Genomic DNA, 12,884 nt, shown 5'->3' on the forward strand with positions numbered 1-12,884 from the left:
CCGCCCCGCGCCACGCCCGCGCCGCCCCGCGCCACGCCCGCGCCACGCCCGCGCCGCGCCGCCCCGCGCCGCCCCGCGCCGCCCCGCGCCGCCCCGCGCCGCCCCGCGCCGCCCCGCGCCCGCCCCGCGCCGCCCGGTCCGGTAATGGTCGCGGTGCTTTTGGGCGGCGTCGCACTCCGGTGATCTTGCGGCCGCCGCTTGGGATCCGCTGCTGGTTGCGGTGCTCGCCAGGCGGCCCGCGCTTCCGGTTGCGGTTCCTGCCGCCGCGCGCGGCCGTCTCCGGTTGCGGTTGCTCCGCGGGTACGTCGTGATCACCGCCCAGCCGCGGCGCGCCCACCCCGGCTGGTGCTCAGGGTTGCTTCCAGGCTGTTTGACAGCCATGAGCACCAGCTGGCTTTCGTCGGCTGGCGCTGAGGGTTGCCTTCGGGCCGTTTGACAGCTGTGAGCCCCAGCCGAGTTCCGTCGGCTGGACGTCATGGGTGTTTCAGCGGGTAGTGGCACCCGTGAGCACCAGCCGAGTTGCGTCGGCTGGACGTCATGGGTGTCTTGGCGGGGGCCGCCTGGCAAGCCACCGCACCAGCAGCGGCCGTGCGCCGCGGCGATGACCGTGACCGGAAGCGGCCGGGCGCGACCGTAAGCGACCAAGCGCGGCGAGGGCCGCAAGTGGCCGGGGCGCGGTGAGGACCGAAGTGCCCGGCGCGGCGAGGACCGGAAAACGGCCGAGCGCGGTCAGGACCGGAAGTGCCCGGGCGCGGCGAGGACGGTGACCGGAAACGGTCACGCGCCCCCGACCCGCAGGACCTCGCTCAGCCGGCGCCGTCGTCGGGCCGCCGCCTCCGCTGACACCACCACGACCACCATCACCAGGAACAACACCCCGACCACACCGATCATCAGCCAGGGCAGAACCAGAACCGGGTTCTCCGACTGACCGGTCAGCAGCCGCAACGCCAGCGGCCCCAGCGTCACCCGGGCGAACAGCACCCCGAGCAACGGCCCGACGACGGCTGCCACCAGGGCGAGCGGCAGCAGTTCCCCGGCCGCGACCCGCCGGGCCTCGCCGGTGCGCAGGCCCAGGGTCCGCAAGCGGCTCAGGGTCTGCCACCGTGCGGGCGCCCCAGCCGCCGCGCCGAGCGCGAACCCGAGCAGCCCCAGGGCGAGCAGCGTTCCCGCGGTCGCCCAGGCGAGCCGGATCAACCCGGTGACCAGCGCCGCCGAGCGCCGGCTGTCCTCCAGCGGCTGCCGCAGGGTCACCAGCGCGTCGCGGCCTGCGGACGCCGCGGCGGCACCCGGGCCGGTGATCCAGACGGTGTCCGGTTCGACGGTGTACCCGGTCGCGGTCATCGCCGCCGCGTCGACCAGCACCACGTCCTGCGCGCCGTCCACCGGGGGAGCCGTCCCCACCGCCGTGAACGTCAGCGCCGGCGCGCCTTTCCGGGACAACCGGAGCTGGTCGCCGGGGTGGACGTCCCCGTCGGCGTATCGGACGAGAGCCGGAACGGCGGGACCGGAGGCGCCGGGCAGCTCGGGCAGTTGGGGGAGGGGGGTGTCGGCGAGCAGTTCGCGATACGCGGCACTGTCGACGATGACCAGCCGCGCGGGCCGGGAGGTGTCGCCCACGACCACCGGCGCCTGATCCTGGACCTGCCCGGCAACGGCGTGGTGCACCCCGGGCGAGCCGGCGATCTGTTTCACCATCGCGGGGACCTTGGCGAGTCCCTCGTTGGCGACCTGGAGACGGGCGTCAGCGCCGACCGACCGCCAGGCCCCGTCGGTGAGCCCTCGATCGGTGGTGCTGGTCACGGTCAGCGCGAACGAGGCCAGCCCGCCAGCGGTGACCAGGGCGAGCACCGGCAACGCCCGGCTGGAGACCACAGCGGCGCGGGCGGCTCCGAACACCGCGAGCGGCCGTGTCGACCGCAGCGCCTGCCGCAGCGTCAACCCGGTGACCAGCGGCAGCAGTCGCAGCATCACGACCGCTCCGGTCAGCACGCCCAGGGCCGGAGCGGCAGCGGGCAGCAGCACGGTCCCGCCCGCGGACGGCAACACCCCGTGCTGCCGGAGCAGCGTCAGCGCGACCGCCGCGGCGGCGAGCACGGCCGCTTCCAGGGTCAGCCGGCGCAGCGCCGCGGTCCGCTCACCGATCTTGCGGGCGCTCCGGTTGGCCGGGACCCGCCGATCCCGGGTGGCCCGGTACGCCGCGGCCACCCCGAACGCCGGCCCGGCGAGGATCGCGGCCAGCCCGACCGGCAGCAGCCAGCCCCAGGAGACGCCGCCGGCGACCAGCACGCAGACGAGCACCCCGGCGGCCGCCGAGATCACCGTGACCAGCGCCGATTCGAGCAGCAGCTCGAGGCCGAGCGAGGTCAGCGACGCCCCGCGCTGCCGGGCCACGGTCAGGGCCGGGGCACGTCGCGCCACCAGCAGTTGCGCGGCCAGGAGCAGGATCAGCACCGCCACCACGATCACCGCGGTGAGCAGCACCGAGGCCTGTGCCGTGGCGGCGTCGATCTGGTCCTGCACGTCACGCAGCACGAAGTCCAGCTGGGTGGACCACTGCTCCTCCAGGGACCGGTCGCCGGACGACGTGGTGGACGATGCCTTGAGCGCGATCACGGCGGAGACGATCCGGTTCGCCGAGTCCAGGGTGAGCAGGCTCGGGTCGGGGCTGAACCGGATGATGCGCGGCATCTCGTCCTGGCTGAACGCGAGGCGGGCGTCGGGCAGCGACTGCGCCGACAGCAGCCCGCCGAACCGGGTGATTCCCGCGCCGTCCTGCCCGTACACGGGCTGGAGCAGCCAGGGCGCCGCCCGCCACTCCGCCGCGTCCGGGTCGACGGGCCGGAAGACGCCGCTCACCCGTACGTCCTTGGGGGTGTGGTTGACGTCCTCGATCTTGATCCGGTCGCCGGGACCGACCCCCAGCGTCTTCGCCGACGTCTCGGAGAGGCCGACCTGCACCGGCCACGGCGGCGCGTTGAACGGCACTTCCAGGTCGGGCTCGTCGGAGGTGGCCTTCGGGGCGGTGCCGGAGACCCAGGTGACCGCGGGTCCGCTCGGCCCGGCCAGGTAGTTCATCCGGAAGCTGCGCGGCTCGGTGCCGTCGAGGATCTTCAGGTACGGGCTCTCGGTGTACTCGACCGGCGGCAGCAGCACCGATCGCAGCGCCCCGAGCTTGTCCAGCGAGCGGTCCCGCAGGTCGTGGAGAGCCCCCGCGGAGTCCGGGGTCCGCAGCCGTCCGCCGTCCGGCCCGTCATCCCATTCCCAGCGCGCCTGGACCTGCACGTCGGCGTCGTCCCCGGACTGCCGGACGGCCTCTTGCACGGCCTTGTCGGCGGTGGTCCGCAGCAGCACGGGCACGGACCCGCCCAGAATCGTGACCACGACGACGACCAGGGCGGACAGCAGCAGCGGCCCGGCGTCGGCACGGGCCCGCCCGCGGACGCTGGGCCAGTGCAGTGCGGGCCGGATCATGAGACCACCCGGAGTTGGGCCGCGCCGGCGCGGCGGGCCTGGACGGTGGCGACCGCGCCGGCCGCCAGCGTGCACCCGGCGACGAGCAGGGCGATCAGCAGCAGTTCGGCCGGCCAGGGCCAGGACGGGAGGACCGACGGGACGGGCGTCGCGCCGGTCTCGGAGCGGATCAGCAGGGGTGCGACGACCACTGTCGCCAGGCCGCCGACGAGGGTTCCCGCCATCAGCAGCGGGAGCAGGATCGCAGCGTGCTGGCCGAGCAGCGTCGTGCGGATCTCCCGGCCGGTCATGCCCAGGCCGCGCAGCCGCGCCACCTCCACCGCGCGGTCCCGCAGGTCGTGCGTGACGTGCAGGAGCACCCCGGCGAGCAGCAGCAGGACAGCGGCCGGAACGAGCAGCCGCAGCACGGCGGGCAGCCCGGCGTTGAGCGGGCCGGAGGTCAGCCGCTGGGTCTCCCCGGCCCGGGTCGTCGCGTTGCCGAGATGCAGCTCGGCCAGGTCGGCGCTGCTGGGCGAGCCGGCCCACCAGGCGTCGGCCGGGTAGGTCAGGTCGCCGTGCGCGGTCAGCACCCGGGACAGCGCGTCGATGTCGGCCAGGACGCCCGGGGAGCGCGCCGCGCCGGGAACGGCCGGCACGATCCCGGTGACCTTCGCGGGCACGATGGTGGTGCCGACGGTCAGGTCGAGAGCCGACCCGGCGGAGACGCTGAGGGCGTCGGCGAACTGCCGCGACACCACCACCGGCACCGCCGCGGGCGCCTGGAACGCCGTCGTGATCAGGTTCAGCGCGGTAGTCGGACCGCCATTGAGCAGCGCCGTCCCGCTCATCGTCAGCCTGTTGCCGGTCGCGGTCATGGCCGCCCCGCTGAGCTGGCCGGTCTCCTGCGCCGCGAACGTCTTCCAGCCGCTGACGTCCCCGGCCGCGCCGGGCAGGCCGAGCGTCACGGTGAAGTCGCTGCGCACGACGTCCACCAGGTAGCTGAAGTCGTAGTCGACCGGCAGAGCCACCGCCACCAGGCGCACCCCGTCGACCGGCGCGCAGCCGGTGATCCGGTGCGCCCTGCCGTCCAGCTCGATCGGCGCGCCCGCGCACAGCGAGCGCAAACCGGCCGGGTCCTGCAGGAGCAACTGCGGGGCGACCCGCACCGGGATCGGCCCGGTCGCGGTCCCGGTCACTGTCAGGGTGGCGCCGGCGGTGACCGGGATGCCGGTGACCGGGTTCGCCGGGGCCAGCCCGCGCGTCGCCGACGCCCAGTCCTGCCCGGACGGCAGCCGCCCGCGCAGCAGCTCACCGGCGTGCGTGGTGTCGGTCGCGACCAGCCGGGGAGTTTCGTCGGAGCCGCCGAGCCACTGGCCGACGGCGATCCCGCGGTCGGTGGCAGGGCTGACCACGCGCGCGCCGGTGGCCCGGGCGATCGCGGTGCCCTGCCCGGCGACCGGCGGCGTGGTCAGGGTCAGCGCCAGGTCGGTGCCGACGGACAGGTCGGCCTGGTCGTGTTGCGACCTGTCCCAGGTGGCAGCCAGCGCCACACCGAACGTGCCGGTCGCGGCGGCCAGGCAGATCAGCAGCCCGGCCGCGGCGGCCTGCGGACGCCGCGCCGCCTCGAACGCGGCCAGTGGCAGCGGCAGGCCGTCCGAGCGGGCGGCCATCCGGTCGGCGAGCCGCAGCGCCGGCGGGACCAGTCGCAGGGCGAGCGCGGCGCCGGCGGCCAGGAGCAGGCCGGGCGCGAGGACCTGCAGCACGTCGGCCTCGGTGCGCCGGGCGTGCAGCTGCCACCAGCCGAGCCCGGCGAACGCGACCAGCAGCAGGTCGGCGCCGGACCGGGCGAGCAGTTCCCGACGCCCGCGCACGCCGTGCGGGGCCTCGGCGCGCAACGCGGTCAGGGTGAGCACCACGGTCAGGATCAGGGCGCCGGCCAGGACGGTGACGAGCTGCGTGCCCGACACCTGCGGGCCGGTGGTCAGCCGGGCGCCGGCCATCGGCTCGAGATGGCTCAGCGCGGAATGCAGAAGCGACGATCCGGGTACGGCCACCGCCGCCGACACCAGCGTGATCAGCCCCGCCTCCAGCGCCGCGGTGACCGCGAGCTGCACCCGGCTGGTCCCGAGCGCGGACAGCAGCGCGGTCTCGGAGGAGCGCAGCCCGGCCGTGAGCCGTCCGGCGAGGGCGAGCGCGGCCGCGGTCAGCATGGTCCCGAGCACGGCCACGGCGAGCACCGCCGCCTGGGTGACGTCCTGCTGGTTGCGGGCGGCGTTCAGCGTGTACGGCAGATCGGAGGCGACCCGGGTGAACTGCGCCCGTTCCCCCAGGGTCCCGGTCAGCCGTGCGTCCGCGCCGAGCACGTTGCGTGCCGCCGTGTTCAGCCGGGCCGGGGTGGCGCTGTCCAGGCTCGGCCGGGCGGTGATCTCCATTCGCAGCAGCGACGAGCCGCCGCCGAGCAGATCGCCCAGGTCGACGAGGAACGGCCCGTACGCCGGGAACTCCCGCAGCGAGGTGCCGTCGTTGTGGTTCGGGTCGAACCCGGCGCCGTCGAGCAGGTCCCGGTCCCAGCCGGCGCCCGGCGCGGGCCGCGCGATCCCGACCACGGTCAGGTCGACGGCGGGCGCCGGCGCGTCACCGATCGCGACCGCCTTGAGGCGCACCCGGCTGCCCACGGTCAGGCGCAGCAGCTTCGCGGTCGGCTCCAGCAGCACGGTCTCGGGCCGGCGCGGGTCGGCGCCCGCCTTCGGCCAGCGCCCGGTGACCAGCGCGGCCCGGTCCGGCAGATCCTCGACGCCGGACAGGTAGGCCTGTGCCTTGTCGTCGCGGCCGGGCAGCTCCCGCATCACCGACGACGCGCGGGCCGCGCTGGTCGACGGGAACGGCGCGAGGGCCCCGGCCAGGATCGAGCGGGTCGCGTCGGTGACGGCCCGCGCGTCCTTGCCGGCGATCGCCGACGTGTACGCCGTGACGGCCATCCGCTGCGGGTCGCTCTGCTGGGCGGCGACCGAGAGCGCGACCGGCGCGGTGCGGGTGACCAGCAGCGCGCACACCCCGAGCAGGGTCGCGCCGAGCGTGACGACGGCGAGCAGCGCGGCGAGCACCGGCCATTGGGCGCGCGCCCGGCGCAGCAGCAGGGAGATCACTCGTGCAGCCGCCCGTCGCTGATCTGGATCACCCGGTCGGCCAGGGCCATCATCACCGGGTCGTGGGTGGAGACGAGCGCGGTGACGCCCTCGGACTCGACGACGCCGCGCAGCAGCGCCATCACCGAGCGGCCGGTCTCCGCGTCGAGCTGGCCGGTCGGCTCGTCGGCGATCAGCAATCGCGGTGACGCGGCCAGCGCGCGGGCGATCGCGACGCGCTGCTGCTGGCCGCCGGAGAGCTCGGTCGGGCGCTGCTCGGCGTGATCGGTGAGCCCGACCAGCTCGAGCAGCAGCCGCACCCGTTTCTCCCGGTCCGCGGCCGGGGTCCGGGCCAGCCGCAGCGGCGCGCCGACGTTCTCCGCGGCGGACAGCACCGGGATCAGGCCGAACGTCTGGAACACGTACGACACCTTGTCACGCCGCAACTGCGACAGGCCGTCCTCGTCCATCGTGGTGATGTCGTCGCCGTCGACCACGACGGTTCCCGCGTCGGCGCGGTCCAGGCCGCCGATCACGTTCAGCAGCGTCGTCTTTCCCGACCCGGAACGGCCGACCAGCGCCACCATCGTGCCGGGTTCGATGTCGAAGGAGATGTCACGCAGGGCGTGGACGGCGGTCGGCCCGCTGCCGAACGTGCGCTCGATTCCCCGTACGGAAACAATGGGGTCGGTCATTTGCCGTTCCGATCCGGATGGATTTGCACGTGGTCGGACTCCAGCGCGAGCCGGACGCGGTTGGTCAGCTCGAGCGTGTCGCGGTACTCGCGGGGGATCTGGACGCGACCGGCCCGGTCCATGACGGCGTACTCCTCGGCGATCACGTGGGTGTCGCCGTCCTCGTTGGTCGCCGTGCGGCGCAGCACCTCGCTGCTGGTCCGGCCGTCACGGATCGCCACGGTCCGCTCGACCTGCCCGCTCACCGCGGCATCGTGCGTGACGACGACGACCGTCACGCCGTACCGCTGATTGACGTCCCGCAAGGCCTCGAACACCTCCGACGAGGTCGCGGTGTCCAGTTCGCCGGTCGGCTCGTCGGCGAAGAGCACGTGCGGCCGGTTCGCCAGCGCGACCGCGATCGCCACGCGCTGCTGCTGCCCGCCGGACATCTCGCTCGGTTTCCGGTCGGCGCACTGGGCGACCCCGAGAGCCTCAAGCAATTCGTCGGTACGTTCCCTGCGCTCTTTCGCCGGTTTCCGCGCGGCCGTCATCGGCAGGTCGACGACCTGTCGCGACGTCAGATAGGGCACCAGATTGCTGGCGGTCTGCTGCCGCACGAATCCGACGGTCTGCCGCCGGTAACGAACCCGGTCGGAGCGCGACATCGCGAGCAGATCCCACTGCTCGACGCGGGCCTTGCCGGCGGTCGGCGCGTCGATCCCGGCCAGGATCGACAGCAGCGTCGACTTCCCGCTCCCCGAAGCGCCCACCACCGCGACCATCTCGCCCCGGTTCACGACCAGGTCAAGCCCTTGAAGAGCCTGCACCTCGATGGACCCGGTCTGATAGATGCGGACCAGACTCTCGCAGACAATGAGTGCCTCAGACATCAATCCCCCGATCTTGGGCGTGCCTTTCTACCACGTTTCTTAACCGGTTAGGTACCGTCCGGGAGAAGTGCCGAAATGATTACGGAACGCTTCGATGAATGCGCTGGGAGTACGGAAACCGCAGTCCATGGCCACGCGGGTGACGGAGTGGCCCGCGGCGAGCAGGCTCAACGCGTGGTGCAGGCGGAGCTGGGCGCGCCACTGCGGGAAGGTGACGCCCGTTTCGGCGCGGAAGAGCCTGCTGAGCGTACGTTCCGCGGCGCCGACCTGCCGGCCCAGCTCGTGCAGCGAGCGCTGGTCGGCCGGATCGGCCGCGAGCAGGTCGCAGAGCGCGACCAGCCGCGGGTCGCTCGGTGTGGGCAGCATCAGCGGCAGCGCCTCGGCCCGGCGCAGCTGGTGCAGCGCCACCTGCTCCAGGTGGTGACGATGGTCCGCGCTCAAATCGTCGTCATCACTGAGCGTGCGGATCACCTCGCGCAGCAGCGGCCCGACGACCAGCACGGACGGATCGGCCAGAGCTTTGGTCCCCGCCGGGAAGATGATCGAGCGCATCTCGGTCGGCCCGTTCGCCTGATGGGCGTGCGGCACCTCGGCCGGGATCCAGACCGCGCGATTCGGCGGCACGACCCATAGGCCGCGCCCGGTGTGCACCTGCAGGACTCCATGCAGGGGGTACACCAATTGGTGGACGGCGTGATCGTGCCATTCGATCCGCTCCCGATGACCCAGCGGGCGGATCGTCGGGCCGGTCAGGACTTGGCGTTCTACTGACACAACTCGGCAGAATATCGGAAGCCCGCACCCATCGATCTGGCGATTCTGGGAGCCATGAGTGACTCGACCTGGCGGCGGATGCGGTTGTGGGGCACCGCGCACGCCGTCGACGACCTGTACCAGGGCCTGGTCCCGGCCACCGTTCCGTACTTCGTCCTCGATCACGGCTACAGCTACGTCGCGATCTCCGGCCTGACCCTTGCGGCGGCGCTCGGCAGCTCGATCCCGCAGCCGTTCATCGGCGTTCTCGTCGACAAGTACCGGCTGGACTGGCTCGCCGCGGCCGGGGTGGCGCTCGCCGGGCTCGGATTCGGGCTCTCCGGACTGGCCGGCGGCTGGTATCCGGCGGTCTGGACGCTGATCCTGCTGTCCGGGCTCGGCGTGGCGATGTTCCACCCGGCGGCCGGCCGTGCCGCCCGGGTCGCGGCCGGTGACAGCACCGGCGCGATGAGCGTCTTCGCAGCCGGCGGAAGCGTCGGCTTCTTCCTGGCTCCGGTGCTGGCCACCCCGGTCCTCGTGCACTTCGGCGTGCCGTCGACAGCGCTGTTCGTGATCCCGGCGCTGATCATCGCGGGCTTCCTGCTGCGTCGTCACCGGCTCGCCGCGTCCGCCGCCGTTCCGCAGCGGACAGGCCCTGATCAATGGCGGCCGTTCCTGGCGCTCACCGGGATCGAGGTGGTGCGGTCGGCGGCGTTCTTCGGGGTGAACACGTTCATCGAGCTCTACTGGCTGCGCCACCTGCACACCAGCCGCGGCCTGGCCGGCGTGGCACTGGCCGTGTTCCTGGTCGGGGGAGTGGCCGGGACGCTGCTCGGCGGGCGGATCGCGGATCGGGTGGGCACCGTCCGTACCGTCCAATGGGGTGCCCTCGCCGGATTGCCGGCGCTCGTCGGACTGGCCTTCACCAGCGGCCCGATCCTGCCGTTGATCTTCGCGGCGCTGGCCGGCGCCGCCCTGAACGTCCCGTTCGCGGTGCTGGTCAAACTCGGACAGGACTACCTGCCGTCCCGCCCCGGCACCGCCGCCGGCGTGACCCTCGGCCTGGGCGTCAGCATCGGCGGCCTCTTCGCGCCGCTGTTCGGCCTGACGGCCCAGCACCACGGCCCCGAAGGCGTCTTCGCCCTGCTCTGCCTGACCCCGATCCCCGCCCTGCTGCTCGGCCTGCTGCTGACCGACCCCCGGAAGGCCTCCGACCTCGCCCAGGTATGACCATGAGCAGCCTGGAACGCAGGCGATGGACTGCTACACCGTGGTGGAGCCGCCGTCGACCGGCAGGTAGGCGCCGGTCATGAACCGCGCCAGGTCGCTGGCGAGGAAGAGCACGGCGCCGGCGACGTCCTCGGGCAGGGCGTTGCGCCGCATCGGTGACCGGGCGGCGGCGTCCTCCCTGGCCGTGGCCGTCATCCCCAGGGCCGCGTCGGTCAGCGTGACCCCGGGAGCGACCGTGTTGACCCGAACGCCACGGGGGCCGAACTCGGCCGCGAGGGACCGCACGAGGGCGTCCACCGCGGCCTTGGCCGTGCTCTGGGCGACAGAGCCGTTGTCGCTCTGCTTCGACACGGTGCCGGAGAGGGCGATGATGCTGCCGCTCCGGCGCTCCAGCATGCCCGGCGCGACGGCCCGGCACGGATGGAACACCGCTTTGAGCTCGTCGTTCACCTTGCGTTCCAGGTCGGCCCAGTCGAGATCCAGAACGGGCCCCTGCCGGTACGGCATGTGGGCGTTGGCCACCAGGACGTCGATGCGCCCGAAACGGTCCGTCACCGCCGCGACCATGGCGCCGACCTCGTCCGGGCACGTCACGTCGGCGCGGAAGACCTCGGCGACGCCGCCCTGGGCCTCGATCAGGTCCTTGGCGCGCCGCGCATCCGCCTCGCCGGTGCGGTAGTTGACGGCCACCTTGGCGCCGTGCGAGGCGACCAGCAGCGCGGTGGCGAGCCCGATGCCGCGGCTGCCGCCGGTGACCAGCACCACCTTGTCCGCCAGGAGCCCGGAGCCGGTGATCCTCGGCTGCGGTGCCGGAGTCCGCGCCGGCGTCGGTCCGTCCGACCGGCGGCGCTCGATCTTGCGGTCGATGGTCGCGGCGACCGTGTCGAGCCGGGGCGCGTCGAACAGCTCGGACAGGCCGACCTCCACCCCGAACTCCTCCTTGATCCTCGCGAGCACCCGCATGGCCGAGAGCGAGTGCCCGCCGATGTCGAAGAAGTGCGTCCGGCGGCCGAGGTGGGCGACCGGCACGTTGACGATCAGGGCCCAGATGTCGGCGAGGGCACGCTCGGTCGCCCCGGCCGGAGGTTCGTGGTCGTCGCCGGGGCCCTGCCGGGCGTGCAGGCCGAGCAGCGCGCGCCGGTCGAGCTTGCCGTTGGGCAGCGCCGGCATCGCGTCGAGCGGGACGAGCACGTCCGCTACGAGGTAGGCGGGCAGCCTGTCGTGCAGGAACGCGCGGAGCCGCGCACCGTCGACGGTCCGGCCCGGCCGGCTGGTGTAGAAGGCGACGAGGCGGTCGCCCTGACCCACGACCGCGCGGGCCCCGATCCCGTCGAAGTCGCCCATCACCTTCTCGACCTGGCGCACCTCGACGCGGAAGCCACGCACCTTCACCTGGAAGTCCCAGCGGCCGATGAAGTCGAGCGTGCCGTCCGGAAGGTGCCTGACGACGTCGCCGGTGTTGTAGAGGTGGTCGCTCGGCCAGTCGCCGAACGGGTTGGGAACGAAGCGCTCGGCGGTCAGGTCGTCGCGGCCGTGATAGCCGTCGGGGATGCCGGCCGAGGCGACGTGCAGCTCACCCGGAACGCCGTCCGGCACCAGGCGGCCGTGCCGATCCAGCACGTAGACCCTGGTGTTGGCGATCGGCGTCCCGATCGGCACGAACCCGTCGTCCCCGCCGAACCCGGCGGTGTCGTAGTAGCTGATGTCGTTGAGTTCGGTGCAGCCGTAGTTGTTGAGAAGGCGGGCTCCCGGGAGCAGTTCACGGAACGCGACGACGAGGCTGCCCGGGAGCGGCTCACCGGCGGTGACGCAGATCCTCAGTGCCGGCAGCCGTTTCCCACTCGCCCGCAGGTGCTCCAGGAGACCGGCCAGGTGCGACGGGACGAGGTTGAGGCGGGTGACACGGTGCTCGGCCAGCGCGTCCGCGAAGGCCGGCGTGTCCCGTACCACCGGGTCGGCGAGGACCACCTGGGGGCAGCCGTTGAGCAGGCCCGCGAACAGCTCCTTGACGCCGACCGCGAAGACGGCGGTGGTCTTCTGGCCCACGACCTCGCCGGCTTCGAACGGCACCCGCGCCTCCAGGGCGCTGAGCCAGTTGGTGAGCTGGCGGTGCGGCACCCGGACGCCCTTGGGGCGGCCGGTGGACCCCGACGTGTACATCACGTAGGCGAGCGAGTCCGGCCCGCCGACGTGCTCCGGCGCGGAGGGAGCGACGTCCGGGATGTCCTCGGGGCGCACGCACCGGGAGTCCGGCACGTCGAGCGCCACCTGGTGCGTGATACGCCGACCAATCGACCTCGTCCAGTCCCTCGAGCACCGCGTCACTATAGGAGCCCGCTCGACGGGGTTGGGGTACGGTCACGCGCACCGAGCCAGGCCCGGGCCTTGTATTCGTGGACGGTGGACTACACGTCGTCAATGTTCGCGAGGAGTGTCCTCGGCGGGGGCAAAAAGACGCGGAACCGCGGCGATCTAAATCGGACAGACTAGCGACAAAGCCGCCGCTCCGGCCGCGTTCTTCCGCAAGGGCTAGCGCTGTATTGATACGTATCTTAATCTGACCCGCGCCGCTAGATCGAAAACGGGGGATACGATGTGGCGTAGGTCCTTGCTGCCCGCGGAGCAGTGGTTTTGATAGCCGCCGGGCTCGTCGCTCCGGCATTGACCGGCCCGGCCGTTGCCGCGTGCGATGACGAGGCCTCTGCCCGTCGGCTGGCGGTCAGTTGTGCACAACCGGTCGCGGTTGACGCCAGCCG

At 73.2% G+C, this 12,884-nt stretch carries 7 protein-coding genes; 1 reads left to right on the plus strand and 6 read right to left on the minus strand.

The window, feature by feature from the left end; all coding sequences use genetic code 11:
- Positions 1–777 precede the first annotated feature (777 nt).
- The 5 genes from Acy02nite_RS37125 to Acy02nite_RS37145 are packed head-to-tail and all read right to left on the minus strand — an operon-like array spanning position 778 to position 8,919.
- Positions 778–3,474, minus strand: coding sequence for an FtsX-like permease family protein (locus Acy02nite_RS37125; RefSeq protein ID WP_203752255.1), 2,697 nt, complete (start codon positions 3,472–3,474; stop codon positions 778–780).
- On the minus strand, positions 3,471–6,599 hold the full coding sequence (locus Acy02nite_RS37130) for an FtsX-like permease family protein (protein ID WP_203752257.1): 3,129 nt from the start codon (positions 6,597–6,599) through the stop codon (positions 3,471–3,473). The genes Acy02nite_RS37125 and Acy02nite_RS37130 overlap by 4 nt, the downstream gene beginning before the upstream one ends.
- On the minus strand, positions 6,596–7,273 hold the full coding sequence (locus Acy02nite_RS37135; protein WP_203752259.1) for an ABC transporter ATP-binding protein: 678 nt from the start codon (positions 7,271–7,273) through the stop codon (positions 6,596–6,598). Before Acy02nite_RS37135 ends, Acy02nite_RS37130 begins: the two co-directional genes overlap by 4 nt.
- The gene (locus tag Acy02nite_RS37140) at positions 7,270–8,145 is read right to left on the minus strand and encodes an ABC transporter ATP-binding protein (RefSeq protein ID WP_203752262.1); all 876 of its coding nucleotides are present in this window, start codon (positions 8,143–8,145) and stop codon (positions 7,270–7,272) included. Before Acy02nite_RS37140 ends, Acy02nite_RS37135 begins: the two co-directional genes overlap by 4 nt.
- Positions 8,146–8,184: 39 nt before the next feature.
- Positions 8,185–8,919 (minus strand): AraC family transcriptional regulator, encoded by a 735-nt coding sequence (locus tag Acy02nite_RS37145; protein ID WP_203752264.1) that lies wholly within the window; start codon positions 8,917–8,919, stop codon positions 8,185–8,187.
- A gap of 54 nt (positions 8,920–8,973) precedes the next feature.
- Between Acy02nite_RS37145 and Acy02nite_RS37150 the strand changes: the two genes are divergently transcribed.
- Positions 8,974–10,128: an MFS transporter gene (locus tag Acy02nite_RS37150; RefSeq protein ID WP_203752267.1), complete on the plus strand. Its 1,155-nt coding sequence runs from the start codon at positions 8,974–8,976 to the stop codon at positions 10,126–10,128.
- A gap of 33 nt (positions 10,129–10,161) precedes the next feature.
- On the opposite strand, the gene Acy02nite_RS37155 is transcribed toward Acy02nite_RS37150, so the two are convergent.
- The gene (locus tag Acy02nite_RS37155) at positions 10,162–12,396 is read right to left on the minus strand and encodes a non-ribosomal peptide synthetase (RefSeq protein WP_203752270.1); all 2,235 of its coding nucleotides are present in this window, start codon (positions 12,394–12,396) and stop codon (positions 10,162–10,164) included.
- Between the last annotated feature and the right edge of the window lie 488 nt (positions 12,397–12,884).

The sequence above is a fragment of the Actinoplanes cyaneus genome (genome assembly GCF_016862095.1).
GTDB classification, from domain to species: domain Bacteria; phylum Actinomycetota; class Actinomycetes; order Mycobacteriales; family Micromonosporaceae; genus Actinoplanes; species Actinoplanes cyaneus.